We start from the raw sequence: 19,327 nt of genomic DNA, 5'->3' as shown, positions 1-19,327 counted from the left end.
AAATGACCCGGGGCTGGCCGCGCCCGGGTGCCCGCCAGCAGACAGGCGGCCAGGCCCCGCCCGGGCCGCCTCAGTCCGCGCCCTTGATGCAGGCCACCGGCTTGAGGCGGTGCGCCACCCGGGCGAGCCCCGCCATCTCCACCGTCGCCAGGACGTCGTCCAGGTTCTTGTAGCAGGGGCCGGACTCGTCCAGCGGCGTCTGGCGGGTGTTGAGGAGGATGCCCGCCTCGGCCAGGCGCTTGTCGGTGGCGTCCTGCTTCAGCACGCGCCTCGCCTCGCCGCGCGACAGGCGGCGGCCGGAGCCGTGGTTCACCGAATAGATGGACTTCTGCGCGCCCGGCTCGGCGAAGAGGATGGCGCTGCCCGTCTCCATGGAGCCCGGGATGAGGATGGGGTGGCCCGTCTTCTCCCAGGGGGTGCCCTTCAGCGCGGGGTGCCCTCCGGGGAACGCGCGCGTGGCGCCCTTTCGGGCGACGAACTTCCCCGCCTCCTTCTGGATGAGGTTGTGGGAGATTTCGTAATACACGCTGGCCGTGCCGCCGAAGACGTCCTCCAGCGCGGCGCACACCGCCTCACCGATGATGAGCCGGTTGGCCACCGCGAAGTTGGCCGCCATGTTGTGGAGGTTCCAGTAGTCGCGGCCCAGCGGGCTCTCCGCGTCCAGCCAGACATGGTCCTCGCTGCGGCGCTTGAGGCCCAACTGCGCGGCGCCCTCCACGAAGAAGTGCTTGGCGATGTTCCACCCGAAGCCGCGGCTGCCGGTGTGCAGCATCACCCACACGCGGCCGTCCTGGTCCACCTGCATCTCGGTGAAGTGGTTGCCGCCGCCCAGGCTGCCCAACTGCTCACGCTTGCCGAAGGCGCGCTCGGGGATGTCCACCCGGTCGTCCTCGACGGGGATGTAGTCGCGCTCGGTGACGGACGAGCCCCGGCCCAGGGCCTTGGCGCCGTGGCGCACCACGTCCGCGAAGGTGCGGTCCGTCACCCTGCGCTGCTTCTGCACGCGGCTGGCGCCCACGCCCACGGCGATGCGCCGGGTCACCTCGTCAATCCAGCGGCGGCGCTTCGTGGCGTCGGCGACGTCCTCGGCGGTGAGCGTCGTCTGCAACTGCACCATGCCGCAGCCAATGTCGTAGCCGGCGGCGGTGGGCAGGAGGATGCCGTCCGTCTCCACCACCGTGCCAATGGGCACGCCGTAGCCCAGGTGACAGTCTGGCGTGACGGCCACGCGGGTGACCCCGGGGAAGGATGCCGCATTCACCACCTGGTCAAAGACGGAGTCCTCCAGTCCAGGTTGCTCGGGGCCCTCCCCCCACAGCAACTTGTCGGACAGGAACAGGTCCGCATCGACCTTCATGCTCTTGGTCTTCGCCAGGACGTAATGGCCCTCTGAGACCTTCTCCAGCCGCTGCTTCCAACTCATGACTCGAATCCCCCAGCTGGGATGAACACGCGGCAGCGACGGGAGCGTCCAGGGAAGCTGACGCCAGGAGCCGAAACCCGAAAACAGGAGCAGAGGATGCTGGGGGCACAGGCGGGAAGGCGAGCGAATTCGGAGCCGCACGCGGCCGCGGCCGGGGCGTGCCCGGCCGGGCGAAAGTCAGCCCGCGAGCGGACGGCGAGGTTCCTATCGCCTTGGGACTTGTCACGTCCGGATTCCATTCCCATCCATTCCGCAGCATCCAGGTAGGGGGTGGGCGATGGGTTTCCTTGGTGGGATTTTCCTGGCGGTGGCGTTGCAGGCGGGACCCGTGGAGAAGGAGCAGAAGCCGGTGGCGGTAGCAGCCCCGGTGTTCAATCCCTCCGCGTGCGCGAAGAAGCGGGTGGACCCTTGTGGGTGTCACCATGTGTATGGCATCCGGCACTGCCACCCGAACCGGAAGGGTGACCACTGCGAGGCGCCGGTGAAGGCGGAGGTCGAGGCCCCACGCAAGCGCCAGGACGCCTCGAAGAAGGCCGACACGCAGGCCCGGACGCGCGAGCCGGAGAAGAAGCAGCTCGACCCGAGCAAGTCCGTGTCCATGTAGGACTCAGGCGCGCGGGCGATTCGCGGAGGAACGCGGAGACCTCGCGCGCCAGCAATTCCGGCGCGGTGACGTGGGCCAGCGTCCGCGCCAGCGCACGGCCGGGCCAGGAGCACCTCCGGGCTGTTCGCTCCCAACAGGACGAGTGTGGACGTGTGCACCTGGCGTAGGCCTCCAGGTCCAGGGAGAGCCCTTTCAGGGCGCGCAGCTCCCGGGCGAAGCGGGGTGTCATCTCCACCTGCCGCGACCACTGAGGCGTCTGCCGGAAGGCCGCCAGCGCATGTTCGGGTGTGAGGAGCACCTTCCGGTTGAACGCCACGGGCGCCGCGTCCGGTTCTTCGTGTGCGTGGGTGGCGGTGGCGCCCGAACACGAGCGCAGCAGCTACCGCATCGTCGTCACCGATTGATGCAGGGTATCGGCGGTCATGGTGCCACCATGTGCCATGAACGGCGTCCGCGTTCCTCCGCGCGGGGACGAGGGGCGTGGGCACCGCTGAACCAGCGCTTCGCTCCGACGGAACCGGCCTGGGACAAGGCGCATACGAGGGCGGTGCTTCACCTGCCGCCGCGCTCTTGGTGAACACGGGGGCAGCGCCGGATAAGGGCTCGGGCAGCACTTGCTCACGTGGGCTCATCGTGGCTGGGGACGGTTCAGCCGATGCGATGGGCGCCACCTCTACGCTTGCCTGAGCTGACGTGTCCGCCGTGGGCATTGGATGCGCGTGTTCGCGTCCCGGAGGCGGATTGCCACCACTTCGAGGCTTGGAGGGCTCATCTGAAGAGAGCGCTCTCCAGAGGGCCTCCGCGGCAGTGTCGACGTCTTCTTCGCTCACGACCTCGCCCCGTCCCGCCCGGCGCACGAGCTCCGACAGCACGCCCCACACCATGCACTCATGGAGCCAGGTGCGGCCTTCGGGAAACACCTTCTCGCGCTCGCCATGTTCGAGGACCTCCAGCACCTGCGCGCGCGTCCGTCCGTCATGCTCACCGGGTGTGTCCGTGTCCGGATGGTTGTGAAGGAAGGTGAAGCCCACGAGGTGGGGCTGCAACAGCGCCCAGGTCGCGAACTCGCGCCAGAAGGCGATGAAGACGTCGCGAAACCCCTGTCTCAGCGGATCACCGTCCGCCATCTGGTAGGCGACGAAACCCGTGTAGGACAGCTCGCGCTCGGTGAGGGTCCGTATCGCTCGCGCGATGCCCTGCTTGCTGCCGTAGTAACGGTACAGCGAGCCCACCGAGAGCCGTGTCGCACGCGCGAGTTCCGCGGCCCGGACGTTGTCGAAACCCCGCTGTGCCAGCAGCTCCGCCGCGTCACGCAGCCTGAAAGCGCGCATCTCCGCCAACGTGTACATCCGCCCATCCCCCTGCCTTCGCGGCCGTCGCTTGGAAGGAACGTTCCTTCCACGATGACCTGTCTACAGGGAGGGGCTGACACGAGGTGGGAGGTCGGGTCGGCGAGCCAGCGGCGCTGCCTCCGAGGGCGGGGACACCCGGGTGGCGCCATCGCCCCCGCCGGGTGGGCTGTTCGGCGCGGACCGGGCTGTGATGATTCGAGGCGCGCCATGAACGCGTTGCACCGTCCTCCGATGTCCGCATGTCTGGATGAGAAACCTGCGCGCGGCCTTCGCCAGTGGCTCGGCTCCCGTGGGGGAAGGTGGCGGTGGTGGAAGCGCACCTCGACGGTTGCGCGGACTGCCGGGTGTTGGTGGCGTCCGGCTCCTCCCTGCCGGGTGCAGTCGCCGTTGAGCGTGGGGCGGAGGCGCTTACGCGGTGGGACCCGGGCGCGGCGACGTTGCCGGGCGCGCGGGAGGAGCCGGTCCTGCCGCCAGGGACGCGCCTGGGAGCCTATCTGCTGCAGGGCGTGCTGGGCGTGGGCTGGATGGGCGGTGCTGTACGCGGCGGATGACTTGAGGATGGGGCGGCGGGTGGTGCTCAAGCTGTCGAGGCCGCTGCTCGTGGTCGCGGAGGACCAGGGGATGGAGCGGCTTGCCTGGTGGTATTGGGCGCGGGCCTGGGCGTGCTCCTGTGGACACCGTCTTTTCTGTTCCAGTCTGACGCTGTCACGCCGCGAGCCGAGAGGCCCGGTCGCATCGCCGATTGCCGTGCGCGTCGGCGAGGTGCGCGAGCTGGTCGTTCCTGGACGCCAGCGCATCGCGGTGGGCGAACCGGCCCCCGTCGAAATCACCGTGCCGCGTCACGACGTGGCGCGTCTCAGGGGCTTTGATGGCATCCCACCGTCAGCGGCTCTACACCCGGTGGGCTTACGGCTCCGACAGCAGGAACAACGCATGCGCGCTGGCGATGGGCCGCGTGCGGTCGTCCTGCCACGCGTCCACCCGGACGTTGGCCACGCGTCGGCCCTGGCGGGTGATGAACGCCTTGGCGAAGGTGTCCTGAGGTTTGCCCGAACGCAGGAAGTCCACCGTGAGCGAGATGACCTTCGGCACGCGCTCGGTGTTCGTCTGCAGCAGCAGCTCGAAGACAGCGGCGGATTCCAGCAGCGCGCCGAGCGTGCCGCCGTGCAGGGCGGGAAGCAGGCTGTTGCCGATGTTCCTCGGGTTGAAGGCCATGCGGCAGAGCATTTCGCCGGCGAGGTTCTCCACGCCGATGCCCATGAAGCGCGTGTAGGGGATGGCGTCGGTGAGGCGCTTGTATTCGCGCGTCTTGCGCACCTGGCGCACCAACTCGGCGAGTGGAGGCGTCGTGGACTCGGACATGGCCGTCATTCCTCCGTCCGCATGAAGGTGCCCTGGGCGGAAGCCACGGGGTGGCCCGGGTCGCCCTGGTGGACGAGCGCGCGGACGAAGGCCACCTGGCGGGTGAGCCGGTAGCAATCGGCCACGCAGGTGAGGACAATGCCGGGCCGCGCGGGGCGCAGGTAGTCGATGCGCAGGTCCAGCGTGACGAGCGGAGCGAAGCGGCCCAGCTTGAGGAACACGGCGGTGCCGCACGTGGCGTCGATGAGCGTCGTTACCGCGCCGCCGGCGATGACGCCCGTCTCCGGGTTGCCGACGAGGTTTTCCGCGTAGGGCAGCTCGACGGTGGCCTCGGCGGCGCCGACGTCCACCAGCCGCAGCCCCAGCGCGTGGTTGTGGGGCACGACGTCGGTGTAGAAGACCGCGCAGCGCTCCATCCGCCCGGCCTTGTCCTCGGGAAGCGTGAAGTCGTCCGACATGAGGGGCGCGATACCAGATTCAGGGCCGCGTGGCGCACTGCGTTTTGACGTGGCGTCCGAAACGCCGCGCTAGGCGGCCACGGTCGACGCGCTGGAGAGCTGCTTCCACGCGCCGGCGAGCGACGTGCCGATATCCCGCATCACGCCGTCGTCCGACCAGTAGAAGGGGTGGACCAGGGGCGTCCACGAGAAGAGCGGGCCCGCCACGCGCACGGCGCGGTCCTCCACCGAGGCGTGATAGGCGGCGCTGAGGGGTTGGAGTGGCCAGGCGAAGACGTCGTCCTCGTCGTGGAAGTTGAGCCACCGTCCACCAACCCCCGGATGGTGGCGTGCCAGCTCCGGCGCGGGGACCTGCAGGGGTTGGTCGAGCTCCGCGTGGGGATAGCGCAGGCTCCACAGGGCCATGGGGCTGCCCAGCGTGTAGAAGTGGCTGAGCGTCTCGCCGCGCTCCAGGGGCGAGCTGCCCTGGGCCGCGCGCACCGTCTCCTCGATGATGTCCCGCCCGGCCAGCCGCTGGGCCTGCAAGTCATAGAAGTAGTTGCTGGCGATGACGCTGCCCAGGCTGTGCGCGATGACGCAGAGCGGAGCGGTGTCACCGGCCTGCTGACGCAGGCGGCCCAGGGCCTCGGCGACCTTTCGGTGGATGCCCGTGTAGACGTCCGGGTCGGCGGGGTTCGTCTGATAGGCGATGATGTCGCCCACGAAGTGCACCAGCATCCACCGCAGGCCGGGGTAGCGCAGGTCCATGCCGCGCAGGGACGGCCGCATCAGGCGGAGCATCATCGGCACGAGCGCGGACTCGTGACCCTGGTTCACCGTGCGCACGCTGTCATAGAGGGATTTCCAATACGTGTCCGCGTCGGCCGGGGCGTAGCGGGCGAGCAGGTCCCTCTCCGCACCCTCCAGCACGGAGGCCCAGTTCACCGTCTCGACGGCGAGTGTGTCCGGCCCGGCCCCCGCGTGCTGCGTGAAGTGCTGGCGCAGCAGGCGCACGGCGGTGTCGTAGAGACCCGGGTCATCCACTTCAATGCCGTGGATGATGAGCACGGCGAGCTTCTGACGCGTCTGCATGGAGACTCCCCCCTCGGAATCAGTGCTGCTCGACGGGCGTGAGCTTACACGGCCCGGAAGAGGCTCGCCTGTTCGCCTGTTCTCGGCCGGCATCCAACAGCCCCCCGGGGCCGGATAGTCTCCGCCACCCGACACACGGCTTCTCCCTCAATGAGGACTTCTGGTGAAACGACTGACCTCCTCCCTCCTCGCCGTCCTGCTGATGCCCGCCGTGCCCATGGCCGCGCAGCAGGCTCCGGCGAAGCCTCCCGTGGTCCGGCAGGACCCGCCACGGCCGGCACCCGACACGAAGGACGCCGCGCGCGACGCGGCCCGCGCCGCCGAGGTAGACGCCCCGCGTCCGCCGTCCGGTGAAGCCGCGCAGCAGGCGGAGAAGGAAGGGGGGGACGCCTGGAAGGTGGACGCGCCGGGCTTCCCCGCCCGTCAGGTGAACATCGACGTCACCGAGGGCACGTGGATGAACGTGGACGTCAGCCCGCGCGGAGACGAAATCGTCTTCGACCTGTTGGGGGACCTCTACGTGCTGCCCATGGGCGGCGGTGAAGCGAAGGCGCTGACGTCCGGCGTCGCGTGGGACATGCAGCCGCGCTTCAGCCCGGACGGCAAGCGCATCGTCTTCACCAGTGACCGGGGCGGCGGCGACAACCTCTGGGTGGTGGACCGGGACGGCTCGAATGCGCGGGCGGTGACGGAGGAGAAGTTCCGCCTGCTCAACAGCCCCGCGTGGAGCCCGGACGGGCAGTTCATCGTGGCGCGCAAGCACTTCACCGCGCGTCGCTCGCTGGGCGCGGGCGAGGTGTGGATGTACCACCGCGCCGGCGGCGAGGGCGTGCAGCTCACCGAGCGCACCAACGACCAGAAGGACCTGGGCGAGCCCGCCTTCTCACCCGACGGGCGCCACGTCTACTTCAGCCAGGACGTCTCGCCGGGGAAGACCTTCGAATACAACAAGGACCCCAACGGCCAGATTTACGCCATCCAGCGATTGGATTTGGAGACGAAGGAAATCGAGCCCTTCATCACGGGCCCGGGCGGCGCCATCCGCCCCACGCCGTCGCGTGACGGCAAGCAGCTGGCCTTCGTCCGCCGGGTGCGCGCCAAGAGCGTGCTCTACGTCACCGACGTGGCGTCCGGCGCGGAGCGCCCGCTGTACGACGGGCTCGACCGGGACATGCAGGAGACGTGGGCCATTCACGGCGTGTATCCGGGCATGGCGTGGACGCCGGACAACAAGGCGATTGTCTTCTGGGCGGGCGGCAAGCTGCACCGCATCGACGTGGCCACGAAGAAGGTGACGCCCATTGCCTTCCGCGTGCGGGGGACGCGCACGATTTTCGAGGCCGTGCGCAGCCCGCAGGCGGTGGCCCCCGAGCGCTTCTCCACGAAGATGCTGCGCTGGGTGCAGGTGTCTCCCAAGGGGGACCGCGTGGTGTACCAGTCGCTGGGCAAGCTGTACGTGAAGCAGCTGCCGGCGGGCACGCCCCGGCGCCTGACGAAGCAGGACGACCACCTGGAGTTCTATCCGTCGTTCTCCCGGGACGGGCGCTCCATCGTCTACACGACGTGGGACGACGAGAAGCTGGGCACCCTCCGCGTGGTGCCCGCCACGGGAGGCGAGGGCAAGGTGCTGACGAAGCAGCCGGGCTACTACGTGGAGCCCGCGTTCAGCCCGGACGGCAAGACGCTGGTGTACCGCGCGTCCGGGGACGGCTACCTGATGCCCGGGTTGTGGAGCCGGAACACGGGCCTGTTCGCCATGCCCGCGAGCGGTGGCACGCCGAAGCGCCTGGCGCGTGACGGGGAGCAGCCGCACTTCGGCGCGCGCTCGGACCGCGTCTACTTCCTGCACGTGGAGCGCAAGGAGAAGGAGGACGTGCGCTCGCTGAAGAGCATCGGGCTGAACGGGAGCGAGGAGCGCACGCACCTGACGAGCGCCGAGGCCACCGAGCTGCGCGTCTCCCCGGACGAGCGGTGGGTGGCGTTCCGGGAGAACTTCAACGCCTTCATCGTCCCCTTCGCGCTGGGCGCGAAGTCGGCCACGGTGGGGCCTGGCGCGAAGGCGCTGCCGCTGGCGAAGGTGAGCCGGGACGCGGGTGAGTACCTGCACTGGTCCGGTGACAGCCAGCGCCTGCACTGGGCGCTGGGGCCCGAGCTCTTCACCCGCGCGCTGAAGGAGAGCTTCGCCTTCATTGACGGTGCGCCGGAGAAGCTGCCGGAGGCGCCGGAGAAGGGCGTGGATATCTCCTTCCCGGTGAAGGCTGACGTGCCGGAGGGCACGCTGGCCCTGGTGGGGGGCCGCGTCATCACCATGAAAGGGGACGAGGTCATCGAGCAGGGCGTGGTGGTGGTGCGAAACAACCGCATCGTCGCCGTGGGCCCGGTGGGCAAGGTGCAGGTGCCGTCCGGGGCGAAGGTGGTGGACGTGAAGGGCAAGACGTTGATGCCCGGCCTCATCGACGTGCACTGGCACGGGGCCATGGGCATGGATGGGCTGATGCCCGAGCAGAGCTGGGTGCACGCGTCCTCCCTGGCCTTCGGCGTGACGACGCTGCACGACCCGTCGAACTCCTCGGAAGAGGTCTTCGCGGCCAGTGAGCTGGCGCGGGCGGGCGGCGTGGTGGCGCCGCGCATCTTCTCCACGGGCACCATCCTCTACGGCGCGTCCGGCGCGGGCTACCGCGCGCCCATTGAGACGGTGGACGACGCGCGCTCGCACCTGCGGCGGATGAAGGCCATGGGGGCCTTCAGCGTGAAGAGCTACAACCAGCCGCGAAGAGATCAGCGGCAGAAGGTGCTCCAGGCGGCGCGCGAGCTGGACATGCTGGTGGTGCCGGAGGGCGGCTCGCTGCTCCAGCACAACCTGACGATGGTGGTGGACGGGCACACCGGCGTGGAGCACGCGATTCCGGTGGCGCGCATCTACGCGGACGTGAAGCAGCTGTGGGGCAAGAGCGGCACCGGCTACACGCCGACGCTGGGCGTGGCCTACGGCGGCGTCTGGGGTGAGAACTACTGGTACCAGAAGACGAACGTGTGGGAGGACGAGCGCCTGTTGTCCTTCGTCCCGCGCCGGGTGGTGGACTCGCGCAGCCGCCGGCCCTCCATGCACGTGCCGGACGACGAGTTCAACCACTTCGCCGCCGCTACCGTGGCGCGCGAGCTGAGTGACGCGGGCGTGAGCGTGCAGTTGGGCGCGCACGGCCAGCGTGAAGGCCTGGCGGCGCACTGGGAGGTCTGGATGTTCGGCCATGGCGGCATGAAGCCGCTGCAGGCGCTGCGCTCGGCGACGCTGAGCGGGGCGCGCTACCTGGGCCTGGATGGGGAGATTGGTTCGCTGGAAGCGGGCAAGCTGGCGGACCTCATCGTGCTGGATGGAAATCCCTTGCAGGACCTGAAGCACAGTCGCTCTGTGCGGTACACCATGGTGAACGGGCGCCTGTACGACGCGGCCACGCTCAACGAGGTCGGGACGCGCCAGCGCCCGCGCGCGAAGTTCTTCTTCGAGAAGGACGGGAACGAAGGCTGGAGCCCCAAGGCCACGGAGCACACGCACACGCACGAGTGTGACTGAGCACCCAGGCACACCCATTCGAGACGGGCTGGCGCTAGAGTCCGCGCCATGCCCGTCTCCGTTGTCGAAGGCGACTTGCTGGACCAGCCGGTGGAGGCCATCGTCAATGCCTGGAACCGGAACATCATCCCCTGGTGGCTGCTGCTGCCGCAGGGGGTGTCTGGCGCCATCAAGCGCCGGGCGGGGCTCGCGCCCTTCCGTGAGGTGGCGAAGGCAGGGCCCATGCCATTGGGCACGGCAGTGGTGACCTCTTCCGGGCGGTTGCCATTCAAAGCCATCATCCACGTCGCGGGCATCAACATGCTCTGGCGGGCCTCGGAGCGCTCCATCCAGGACTCGGTCCGCAATGCCCTGGCGAAGGCAGGCGAGCAGGGTTTGCGCTCCGTGGCCTTCCCTGTCATTGGCGCGGGCTCCGGCAGTTTTGATGAAGCGCGCGCGCTTGAGTTGATGCGCCAGGTCCTGGACGTGGAATCCGGCGCCCTCGACGTGCGCATCGTGCGCTTCCGGCCATAGGTCCCGTCAGGTGAATGCAGGGACCAGGATTGACCTGTTCCAACGCCTTAGGATTGAAGTGATGCTTCGATTTTTCAAGAAGAAGAAGCCGGGTCTCATCGTGCTCTCGTTGAATGCGCGGCTACAACCCATGCACCGGGCCGAGTTGGAGGATGCCTTCGACGAGGTTGCCGAAACGCTGGGATTGGGCGCACGCGTCACCGGCGGAGGAACGCTGATGGCGCCGGATGGAGAGGTCGAGCGTTGCGACATCGAAATCGAGCTTGATGACTACTCGCGCGAGCTGGCGGAGAAGGTTGCTGACGTGGTGCAGGAGATGCTGGCGCCGAAGGGCTCCGAGGTCATCCTGCCCGACGATGAAGGCTCGTTTCCGTTCGGCTCACACGAAGGGCTGGGACTTTACCTGAACGGCTCGGACTTGCCCGCGGAGGTCTATGCCTCGTGCGATAGCAATCACGTCCACGACGAATGCGAGCGCTTGCTGGGCGAAGAGGGCATGATTCATAGCTATTGGCAGGGGCCCACGGAAACGGCGCTCTACATGTATGGCCGCAGTTACGAAGAGATGCTGGCCAGGATCAGTGGATTCATCGCCGAGTATCCTCTGTGCCAGAAGTGCCGCGTCGTTCGGCTTGCCTGAGGAGCACGCTGTTCCCATCATGTAGCGCTGCTCCATTTTGAGAAGTCGCACAGAAGTGCAGCGGCCGGAGGCACTCAACCTCCGGCTGCTGCTACCCGGACGGCCTCTGAGATGGCAGCCTCCGCTTCCGCGCGGTGCGGTGCGAGCGGAGGCGGGGCGTTGTTCCTACTCCTTCGACTCACCGCCGAGGATGCGCGGCGCCGCCGCGCGGTGGAAGCCCTCGTAGGGCTTGGAGGCGGTGGTCTCCTCCAGCGGGAAAATCTTCGTGTTGCACGAAGCGCCCCCGTCAATCTTGATGACCTCGCCGGTGATGAAGGCCGCGGCGTCGGTGAGCAGGAAGACGATGGCGGCGCTCACCTCGGACTCGGTGGCGAGTCGCTGGAGCGGCACCTCCTTCTTGAGGAGGGGAATCATCGCCCGCACGCCTTCGTCCTTGTAGCTGTCCATGCCGCTGGAGGCGACCCAGCCGGGCGCCACGGCATTCACGCGCACGCCGGACGCGGCCCACTCCACCGCGGCCGTCTGCGTCAGGTTGAGCATGCCCATGCGCGCGGCGCCGGAGTGCCCCATGCCCGGCATGCCGCCCCACGAATCCGCGAGCATGTTGACGATGGCGCCTCCATGGTTGCTCATGGACTGGAGGTAGACTTCCCGCGCCATCAGGAAACCGCCGGTGAGGTTGGTGGACACCACCGCGTCAAAGCCCTTCTTGGAGATGGCCGACAGCGGCGAGGGGAACTGCCCGCCCGCGTTGTTGACCAGGCCGTGGATGGGGCCGTGCGCGGCGATGATGCGCGCCACGGTGGCCTTCACGCCCTCCTCGTCGCGGATGTCGAGCACCTCGAAGGACACCTTGCCGCCGTCCTCCTGGATTTCCCGCGCGACGGCCTCCAGCTTGTCGGGCTTGCGGCCCACCAGGACGACGTTGGCGCCCAGCGCGGCCAGCTCGTGCGCGGTGCAGCGGCCAATGCCACTGCCGCCGCCGGTGACGACGAGGGTGCGGTTGCTGAAACAGCCCGGTGCGAAGAGAGAGCGGTAGCCCATGGTCAGCTCCTGATGTGGAGGTCTTTCGTGAAACCTGCAGCGGTTTTCAGCCCCCGCGGATGCGCCGGACGCTCAGGGCCTCGTCCAGGGTGAGCGCCCAGCGGTGGAGGACCTTCTTCCTGCGCGCGCTGTCGTCCCTCAGCAGATTGGCCAGCGCGAGCCCCCGGATGAGGTCGAGCGTGCCCTGAATCAGCTCGCGCACCTCCGCGACGCTGTCATCCACGCCGAGCAGCCGCACTGTCAGCCGGTGGAACTCCCGCCCCACGCGGGCCTCCAGCGGAGCCAGCTGCGCGCGCAGCTCCGAGTCCGCCACGGCGGCCACCCACAGCTGCACCGCCGCCGTGAAGACAGGGCTGAGGTAGATGCCGGCCAGCATGTGGAGGATGGCCTCCGTGCGGCGCGCGTCGGCCGGAAGCTGGGCCGCCTTGCGCAGCACGGCCTCCACCTGCTGGTGCCCCACGTATTCCACGGCGGCGGCCACCAGGTCGGCGCGGGTGGGGAAGTGGTGCTGACAGGCGCCCCGGGACACGCCCGCGCGCTCGGCAATCACCGTCATGGTCGCGCCCGCCCACCCCAGCTCGGAGAGCGCGCCAATGGCCGCCTCCATCAGACGCTGGCGTGTGACGCGGCTGCGCTCCTGCTCCTGCCTGCCGGGCGTGCCAGATGCCTCACTCACCCGGCCAGGATGCGAGCCAAGGATTAAAAAAGCAAGCACGCTTGCTTTTTTAGAGTCGCCTGCCCAGACTCACGCGTCTTTGGTTGCTGCCGAGTGGAGAGCTCATGTCCGCGTCCCCCCTGCGTGTCGGCAATGCCTCGGGTTTCTATGGAGACCGCTTCTCCGCGGTCCGGGAGATGCTCGAAGGCGGCCAGCTCGACGTCCTGACTGGCGACTATCTGGCCGAGCTGACGATGCTGATTCTGGGCAGGGACCGGATGAAGGACCCGTCCACCGGCTATGCCAAGACGTTCCTGAAGCAGATGGAGCAATGCCTGGCGTTGGTGGTGGAGAAGAAGGTCAAGGTCGTCACCAACGCGGGTGGGCTGAACCCCGCGGGGCTGGCCGCCGCGCTGCGCGAGGTCGCCGCGAAGCTGGGCGTGAAGGTGCATGTGGCGCACGTGGAGGGAGATGACCTCTCCGCGCGGGCGGACGCGCTGGGCCTGGGCTCGCCGCTCACCGCGAACGCGTACCTGGGCGGGTGGGGCATCGCCGCGTGCCTGCGCGCCGGGGCGGACATCGTCGTCACCGGGCGGGTGACGGACGCGTCGTTGGTGGTGGGCCCGGCGGCGGCGCACTTCGGCTGGAAGGTGGATGACTGGGACCGGCTGGCGGGGGCCATGGTCGCCGGCCACGTCCTGGAGTGCGGCACGCAGGCCACGGGCGGCAACTTCTCCTTCTTCACGGAGCTGGACGCGCGGCGCCCCGGCTTCCCGCTGGCGGAGCTGTACGAGGACGGCAGCAGCGTCATCACCAAGCACGCGGGCACGGGCGGCGCGGTGACGGTGGACACGGTGCTGGCGCAGCTCGTCTATGAAATCACCGGGGCGCGGTACGCGGGCCCCGACGCCACGGCGCGCTTCGACACCATCGCCCTGGCGTCGCATGGCAAGGACCGCGTCCGCATCTCCGGCGTACGCGGCGAGCCGCCACCGCCCACGGTGAAGGTGTGCCTCAACAACCTGGGAGGCTACCGGAACGAGGCGACGTTCATCCTGGTGGGGTTGGACATCGAGGAGAAGGCGCGGCTGGCGCGCGAGCAGCTGGAGGCGGCGCTGACGCGCAAGCCGAAGGAGCTCCAGTGGATGCTCACGCGGACGGACCGCGAGGACGCGGCCACCGAGGAGCAGGCCGCCGCCTTCCTGCGCGTGGTGGTGAAGGACGCGGACGCGAAGGTGGTGGGCCGGGCCTTCAGCGGCGCGGCGGTGGAGCTGGCGCTGGGCAGCTATCCGGGCTTCACGATGACGGCGCCTCCGTCCGACGGCGCGCCGTATGGCGTCTACACGCCGGCCTATGTCGAAGCGGGACGCGTGGAGCATGTCGCCGTCCTCGAGGATGGCACGCGCACCGCCGCCCCTCCTCCCGACGAGATGCGCGCGCTTGAGCCCGTGGAGCCACCTCCGCTGCCACCGCCAACTCCGGGCGGACCCACGCGCCGGGCTCCGCTGGGGCGCATCGTCGCCGCGCGCAGCGGTGACAAGGGCGGCACGGCGAACATCGGCGTCTGGGCGCGCACGGATGCGGCGTGGCGGTGGCTGGTGCACGCGCTCACCGTGGAGAAGCTGCGCGAGCTGCTCCCGGAGACCGCGCCGCTGGCCGTTGAGCGGCATGTCTTCCCCAACCTGCGGGGGCTGAACTTCGTCGTGGAGGGCCTGCTGGGGGAGGGGGTCTCCTCGTCCACCCGCTTCGACCCGCAGGGCAAGGCGCTGGGGGAGTGGCTGCGCTCGCGGCACATGGACATCCCCGAGGCGCTGCTGCGCGAAGGACAGGAGTAGACCGATGCCACGAATCACCTCGCGAATCGACCCGGGCTCCGAGTCCTTCAAGGCGAACCGCGCGGACATGCTGGCCCGCGTCTCGGAGCTGCGCGCCATCGAGGCGAAGGTCCGGAACACGGAGAACCAGGCGAAGGAGAAGTTCCACAAGCGCGGGCAGCTCCTGCCTCGGGAGCGGCTGATGCTGCTGCTGGACAGGGGCTCGCCCTTCCTGGAGCTGTCCACGCTGTGTGGCTATGGCTACCACGACGACAGTGATGGCTCGCTGGCGGGCGGCAACAGCATCATCGGCATCGGCTACGTGTCCAGGGTGCGGTGCATCGTCTTCGTGAACAACTCCGCCATCAAGGGTGGCACCGCGTCGCCGTGGGGCGTGCAGAAGGCGCTGCGCGCGCAGGCCCTGGCGCTGGAGAACAAGCTGCCCCTGGTGTCGCTGGTGGAGAGCGGCGGCGCCAACCTGATGTACCAGCAGGAGATTTTCATCCCCGGTGGGGAGACCTTCTACAACCAGGCGCGGCTGTCGGCGGCGGGCATCCCCCAGGTGACGGTGGTGCATGGCTCCAGCACGGCGGGCGGCGCGTACCTGCCGGGCCTGTCCGACTACGTGGTGATGGTGAAGAAGAAGGCGAAGGTGTTCCTCGCGGGGCCGCCGCTGCTCAAGGCGGCCACGGGGGAGGTCGCCACGGACGAGGCGCTGGGCGGGGCCCAGATGCACGCGACGGTGGCGGGCACCGCGGACTACCTGGCGGAGGACGACGCGGACGCCATCCGCGTGGCGCGGGAAATCGTGGCGAAGCTCGGGTGGAACGCGCAGCTCCCGCCCGCCGGGCGCCCCACCTACGCCGAGCCCGTGTACTCGCCCGACGAGCTCTGCGGCGCCGTGCCCGTGGACTACCGCAAGCCCTACGACTGCCGCGAGGTCATCGCGCGCATCGTGGATGGCTCGGAGTTCACTGGCTTCAAGGACGCATACGACGCGCACACCGTCTGCGGCTGGGCGAACCTGTACGGCCACCCGCTGGGCATCATCGGCAACAACGGGCCCATTTCGCCCCAGGGCGCGACGAAGGCCGCGCAGTTCATCCAGCTGTGCTGCCAGAAGGACACGCCCATCCTCTACCTGCAGAACACCACGGGCTACCTGGTGGGCACGCAGCCGGAGCAGGGGGGCATCGTGAAGCACGGCGCGAAGATGATTCAGGCGGTGGCCAACGCGACGGTGCCGCAGCTCACGGTGCTGATTGGCGGTGCGTTCGGCGCGGGCAACTACGGCATGTGCGGCCGTCCGTTCCATCCGCGCTTCATCTTCGGGTGGCCCAACTCACGCACCGCCGTCATGGGCGGCGAGCAGGCGGCGAAGGTGATGTCCATCGTCTTCGGGGAGAAGCTGGCCCGGCAGGGACAGGTGGTGGACGAGGCGCAAATCAAGGCGTTCTGCCAGCCCATCATCGACCAGTTCGACAAGGAGTCACACCCGTTCAACTGCAGCGCGCGGCTGTTCGACGACGGGCTCATCGACCCGCGGGACACGCGGCGGGTGCTCGGGTTCGCGCTGTCGGTGTGCCGTGAGGCGAAGCGGCGGCAGGTCCATCCCAACACGTTCGGCGTCGCGCGGCTGTGAGAGGAGCGGACACGATGGAGCGTTTCAAGAAGGTCCTCATCGCGAACCGTGGCGAGATTGCCGTCCGGGTGATTCGGACGTGCCAGCGGTTGGGCTACCGCACCGTGGCGGTGTTCTCCGAGGCGGACCGCGCCGCGCCGCACGTGCTGGCGGCGGACGAGGCGGTGGCCATTGGCCCGTCTCCGGCGAAGGAGTCCTACCTGGTCATCGGGAAGATTCTGGAGGCGGCGAAGGCGTCCGGCGCGGAGGCCATCCACCCGGGCTACGGCTTCTTGTCGGAGAACGCGGACTTCGCGCGCGCCTGCCACGACGCGGGCCGGGTGTTCATCGGCCCGGAGGCCGAGGCCATCACCCTGATGGGCAACAAGCGTCAGGCGAAGCTGCGCATGATTGCGGCGGGCGTGCCCTGCATCCCTGGCTACGAGGCCGCTGAGTTGGATGACGAGGCGCTGGCGGTGGAGGGCGAGCGCATCGGCTTCCCGCTGATGGTCAAGGCGGCGGCGGGCGGCGGCGGGCGCGGCATGCGGCGGGTGGATGAGGCGTCGCAGCTGCGGGCGGCCCTGCGCGCGGCGCGCTCGGAGGCGACGAACGCCTTCGGGAGCGGCGAGCTCATCCTGGAGAAGGCCGTCATTGACGCGCGGCACGTGGAGGTCCAGGTCTTCGCGGACACGCACGGCAACGTGGTGCACCTGGGCGAGCGGGACTGCTCGGTGCAGCGCCGGCACCAGAAAATCGTGGAGGAGAGCCCGTCACCGGCGGTGAGCCCGGCGCTGCGCGCGCGCATGGGCGAGGTGGCGGTGGCGGCGGCCCGGGCCATTGGCTACCGGGGGGCGGGGACCATCGAGTTCCTGCTGGCGCCCAGTGGTGACTTCTACTTCATGGAGATGAACACGCGGCTCCAGGTGGAGCACCCGGTGACGGAGCTGATTACCGGGCTGGACCTGGTGGAGTGGCAGCTCCGCGTGGCGGCGGGGGAGCCGCTGCCTCGGACGCAGGAGCAGCTTGCCGCGTCGGGGCACGCCATCGAGGTCCGCCTCTGCGCGGAGGACCCGGCGAAGGGTTATGCGCCCCAGGCCGGGCGGCTGCTGGCGTGGGCGCCGCCGGTGCGCGAGGGCGTGCGCATCGACCACGGCGTGCGGGCGGGGCAGGAGGTTCCGCCCTTCTATGACTCCATGCAGGCGAAGGTGATTGCGCACGGCCCGGACCGGGAGACAGCGCGCCGGCGGCTGGTGGAGGCGCTGCGCGAGCTGACGGTGTTCGGCGTCACCACCAACAAGAACCTGCTGCTGTACGTGCTGGAGCACGCGGCGTTCCGTTCGGGGGAGTACGACACGGCGTTCATCGCGAAGCACGCGCCGGCGTCGGAGGTGAAGGCGCTGTACCAGGCGGACGCGAAGGCGCGGGCGCTGGCGGCGGCGCTGCTCTTCCATGACGAGGCCTTGACGCTGGCGGACACCGCGGGGCTGGATGCGTCCTTGCTGAACTGGAACACGGCGCACCGTCACCCCGTGCGGATGAAGCTCGCGAGCCGTGGCGCGGAGGAGCACGTCACCGTCCAGCCCGTGTCCGCGGAGGGGTACGAGGTGGCCGTGGGGGACGCGTCGTTCGACGTGTCCGTGTTGGGGCTGTCCGCGGGCGTGCTCGACTTCGCCTGCGCCGGGACGCGGGGCCGCGCGCGCTACCTGCGGGACGGGGACACGCTGTGGTTGGATTCGGGCGCGGGCGCGCACGCCATGACGGACGTGACGTTCCGGCCGCCGTCGAAGTCCGACGGCGTGGGGAGTGGGCGGCTGGCGGCGCCCATGGACGGGCGCATCCTGCGCGTGGACACGCAGGTGGGCGCGGCGGTGAAGCCCGGGGACGTGCTGGTGGTGCTGGAGGCCATGAAGATGGAGTTCCAGGTGGTGGCGGACGTCACGGGCACCGTCGCGGAGCTCAACGTGTCCGTGGGCAGCCAGGTGAAGGCGAAGCAGCTCCTGGTCGCGTTGGCGGCGGAGAAGGCTTCCTGAGTGAAGAGATGTCTCCCCCTGAACGAAAGGGGGGCGACACCAGGGGCGCTGTGCATGGGAGCGCTGACCGCGCGTCTTGGGTCATGTCCGAGGCGCGGATAGAATCCGGGCATGTCACTGGCCATCACCGGACTGGGGATGGTGTCCTCCCTGGGCCACGATGTGGTCTCCGGGTGCGCGGCGATTCGCTGCGGAATGGCGCGCCCCGTTCCGCTGGGGCTGCAGGTGGTCTCTTCCGGAGATGAGCCCGGCGTCGAGTCCGTGGTGGGGTTTCCCCTCCAGGGGCTCACGGATGGCTTCGTGGGGCTGGGCCTCCATGTGCTGCTGGTGGAGGAGGCCCTCAAGGACCTGCTCCTCTACTCGGAGCTCACGGGAGCGGATTCCCGCTTCTGGTGGGACACCGCGTTCTTCCTGGGCCTCTCAGGTGCTCGCACGCCCGAGCAGGACCTGCTGGTGGAGCAGCTTCAAGAGCGGCTCCTTCCCGCGGTCAGCCGTCGCAGCGGTCTGGGCTTCTCGCCAAGGCTTCAGAAGGTCCTGGTGCGCGGGCACGTCTCCGTCCTCGCGGCCATGGCTGAAGCGGGCGAAGCCATCACCTCCGGCCAGGTCCAGCGAGCGCTCATTGTCGGCGTGGACAGTCTCACGAGCGACCTGGAGGCGCTCGAGATGCTGGCCATGAAGGGGCGGCTGAAGACGCCGGAGCGCGCCGTGGGCTTCATGCCGGGAGAGGCCGCCGTGGCGTTGCTCGTCGAGGACCCTGCCCAGGCGCGGAGGCGCGGCGCCAGGGTGGAGGCGCGCGTCGAGGCGCTGCGTGTAGGACGGGGAGACGGCGCCGCGCCTTCGATGAGGCTGGTGGAGGTGCTGGAGGGGACGTTGGCCCGGGCGACGCGCATCGGGGACGTGTACGGGGACCTCAACGGCGAGGAGTCACGGGCGATGGAGTGGGGCACGCTCCTCGCGCGGCTCCCCGCGGACTCCGTGTTGGCCGAGGCCCGGAGTCACTGGCCGGCGGTGTCGCTGGGGGACACCGGGGCGGCCAGTGGGGGCGTGTCCATGGCCGTGGCCACGCGGTCGTTCGAGAGGAAGTACGCGCGCGGTGATGAGATTCTCGTGTGGTCGAGGTCTGATGATGGCGCGGTGGCCTCGGGGCTCCTCGTCCGCCCATAGGAGTG

General features: G+C 69.3%; 15 protein-coding genes and 1 pseudogene. 9 read left to right on the top strand and 7 right to left on the bottom strand.

Features of this window, described 5'->3' with window-relative positions:
• Positions 1-70: 70 nt before the first annotated feature.
• Positions 71-1,423, bottom strand: a complete 1,353-nt coding sequence (locus HV824_RS12330) for an RtcB family protein (protein WP_176419405.1) — start codon at positions 1,421-1,423, stop codon at positions 71-73.
• A 277-nt stretch (positions 1,424-1,700) separates the two neighbouring features.
• On the opposite strand from HV824_RS12330, the gene HV824_RS12325 reads away from it, so the two are divergent.
• Positions 1,701-2,027, top strand: a complete 327-nt coding sequence (locus HV824_RS12325) for a hypothetical protein (RefSeq protein WP_176419406.1) — start codon at positions 1,701-1,703, stop codon at positions 2,025-2,027.
• Between the two features lie 1,190 nt (positions 2,028-3,217).
• Here the strand turns inward: HV824_RS12325 and HV824_RS37370 are convergent.
• Positions 3,218-3,358: pseudogene (locus tag HV824_RS37370) on the bottom strand (helix-turn-helix domain-containing protein); the annotation flags it as partial.
• 329 nt (positions 3,359-3,687) lie between these two features.
• Between HV824_RS37370 and HV824_RS37365 the strand changes: the two are divergent.
• The gene (locus HV824_RS37365) at positions 3,688-3,930 is read left to right on the top strand and encodes a hypothetical protein (RefSeq protein WP_255207982.1); all 243 of its coding nucleotides are present in this window, start codon (positions 3,688-3,690) and stop codon (positions 3,928-3,930) included.
• A 355-nt stretch (positions 3,931-4,285) separates the two neighbouring features.
• On the opposite strand, the gene HV824_RS12310 is transcribed toward HV824_RS37365, so the two are convergent.
• From HV824_RS12310 to HV824_RS12300, 3 genes are all read right to left on the bottom strand, one after another.
• Positions 4,286-4,750, bottom strand: coding sequence for a PaaI family thioesterase (locus HV824_RS12310; protein WP_176419407.1), 465 nt, complete (start codon positions 4,748-4,750; stop codon positions 4,286-4,288).
• Complete coding sequence (locus tag HV824_RS12305) at positions 4,747-5,199, bottom strand: PaaI family thioesterase (protein ID WP_163779430.1); 453 nt, start codon at positions 5,197-5,199, stop codon at positions 4,747-4,749. Before HV824_RS12305 ends, HV824_RS12310 begins: the two co-directional genes overlap by 4 nt.
• Before the next feature lie 69 nt (positions 5,200-5,268).
• Positions 5,269-6,270, bottom strand: a complete 1,002-nt coding sequence (locus HV824_RS12300) for a hypothetical protein (protein ID WP_176419408.1) — start codon at positions 6,268-6,270, stop codon at positions 5,269-5,271.
• Between the two features lie 163 nt (positions 6,271-6,433).
• Here HV824_RS12300 and HV824_RS12295 point away from each other — a divergent pair, with 163 nt between their 5' ends.
• The 3 genes from HV824_RS12295 to HV824_RS12285 all read left to right on the top strand — a co-directional run bounded on the left by HV824_RS12295 (position 6,434) and on the right by HV824_RS12285 (position 10,994).
• A complete protein-coding gene (locus HV824_RS12295) occupies positions 6,434-9,841 on the top strand; it encodes an amidohydrolase family protein (protein ID WP_176419409.1) in 3,408 nt (1,135 codons plus the stop codon).
• 48 nt (positions 9,842-9,889) lie between these two features.
• A complete protein-coding gene (locus HV824_RS12290) occupies positions 9,890-10,354 on the top strand; it encodes a macro domain-containing protein (protein ID WP_163779424.1) in 465 nt (154 codons plus the stop codon).
• Between the two features lie 61 nt (positions 10,355-10,415).
• Positions 10,416-10,994, top strand: a complete 579-nt coding sequence (locus tag HV824_RS12285; RefSeq protein WP_176419410.1) for a hypothetical protein — start codon at positions 10,416-10,418, stop codon at positions 10,992-10,994.
• Positions 10,995-11,159: 165 nt separating this feature from the next.
• Here HV824_RS12285 and HV824_RS12280 read toward each other — a convergent pair whose 3' ends face one another.
• Positions 11,160-12,038 (bottom strand): SDR family oxidoreductase, encoded by an 879-nt coding sequence (locus HV824_RS12280; RefSeq protein ID WP_163779422.1) that lies wholly within the window; start codon positions 12,036-12,038, stop codon positions 11,160-11,162.
• A 46-nt stretch (positions 12,039-12,084) separates the two neighbouring features.
• Positions 12,085-12,753: a TetR/AcrR family transcriptional regulator gene (locus HV824_RS12275; RefSeq protein ID WP_176423343.1), complete on the bottom strand. Its 669-nt coding sequence runs from the start codon at positions 12,751-12,753 to the stop codon at positions 12,085-12,087.
• A gap of 65 nt (positions 12,754-12,818) precedes the next feature.
• On the opposite strand from HV824_RS12275, the gene HV824_RS12270 reads away from it, so the two are divergent.
• From HV824_RS12270 to HV824_RS12255, 4 genes are all read left to right on the top strand, one after another.
• Positions 12,819-14,528 carry an acyclic terpene utilization AtuA family protein gene (locus tag HV824_RS12270; protein ID WP_176423342.1) on the top strand — a complete coding sequence of 570 codons (1,710 nt, stop codon included), beginning with the start codon at positions 12,819-12,821 and terminating at the stop codon, positions 14,526-14,528.
• A 4-nt stretch (positions 14,529-14,532) separates the two neighbouring features.
• Positions 14,533-16,149 (top strand): acyl-CoA carboxylase subunit beta, encoded by a 1,617-nt coding sequence (locus HV824_RS12265; RefSeq protein WP_176419413.1) that lies wholly within the window; start codon positions 14,533-14,535, stop codon positions 16,147-16,149.
• 14 nt (positions 16,150-16,163) lie between these two features.
• Positions 16,164-18,158 carry an acetyl-CoA carboxylase biotin carboxylase subunit gene (locus HV824_RS12260; protein ID WP_176423341.1) on the top strand — a complete coding sequence of 665 codons (1,995 nt, stop codon included), beginning with the start codon at positions 16,164-16,166 and terminating at the stop codon, positions 18,156-18,158.
• 111 nt (positions 18,159-18,269) lie between these two features.
• Positions 18,270-19,322, top strand: coding sequence for a hypothetical protein (locus HV824_RS12255; protein ID WP_176423340.1), 1,053 nt, complete (start codon positions 18,270-18,272; stop codon positions 19,320-19,322).
• The last annotated feature ends 5 nt before the right edge of the window (positions 19,323-19,327 follow it).

Source organism: Myxococcus sp. AM009, from assembly GCF_013372605.1.
GTDB lineage: Bacteria > Myxococcota > Myxococcia > Myxococcales > Myxococcaceae > Myxococcus > Myxococcus vastator.
Note: the sequence above shows the minus strand (reverse complement) of the source record. Positions and strands in the feature narration are given on the sequence as shown.

What these genes read in the sequence shown, in the direction of transcription:
- HV824_RS12290 (WP_163779424.1), top strand. Translation starts at nt 9,890, where the DNA reads ATGCCCGTCTCCGTTGTCGAAGGCGACTTGCTGGACCAGCCGGTGGAG.
- HV824_RS12265 (WP_176419413.1), top strand. Translation starts at nt 14,533, where the DNA reads ATGCCACGAATCACCTCGCGAATCGACCCGGGCTCCGAGTCCTTCAAG.
- HV824_RS12310 (WP_176419407.1), bottom strand. Translation starts at nt 4,750, where the DNA reads ATGACGGCCATGTCCGAGTCCACGACGCCTCCACTCGCCGAGTTGGTG.
- HV824_RS12285 (WP_176419410.1), top strand. Translation starts at nt 10,416, where the DNA reads ATGCTTCGATTTTTCAAGAAGAAGAAGCCGGGTCTCATCGTGCTCTCG.
- HV824_RS12300 (WP_176419408.1), bottom strand. Translation starts at nt 6,270, where the DNA reads ATGCAGACGCGTCAGAAGCTCGCCGTGCTCATCATCCACGGCATTGAA.
- HV824_RS12280 (WP_163779422.1), bottom strand. Translation starts at nt 12,038, where the DNA reads ATGGGCTACCGCTCTCTCTTCGCACCGGGCTGTTTCAGCAACCGCACC.
- HV824_RS12330 (WP_176419405.1), bottom strand. Translation starts at nt 1,423, where the DNA reads ATGAGTTGGAAGCAGCGGCTGGAGAAGGTCTCAGAGGGCCATTACGTC.
- HV824_RS12325 (WP_176419406.1), top strand. Translation starts at nt 1,701, where the DNA reads ATGGGTTTCCTTGGTGGGATTTTCCTGGCGGTGGCGTTGCAGGCGGGA.
- HV824_RS12305 (WP_163779430.1), bottom strand. Translation starts at nt 5,199, where the DNA reads ATGTCGGACGACTTCACGCTTCCCGAGGACAAGGCCGGGCGGATGGAG.
- HV824_RS12260 (WP_176423341.1), top strand. Translation starts at nt 16,164, where the DNA reads ATGGAGCGTTTCAAGAAGGTCCTCATCGCGAACCGTGGCGAGATTGCC.
- HV824_RS12270 (WP_176423342.1), top strand. Translation starts at nt 12,819, where the DNA reads ATGTCCGCGTCCCCCCTGCGTGTCGGCAATGCCTCGGGTTTCTATGGA.
- HV824_RS12255 (WP_176423340.1), top strand. Translation starts at nt 18,270, where the DNA reads ATGTCACTGGCCATCACCGGACTGGGGATGGTGTCCTCCCTGGGCCAC.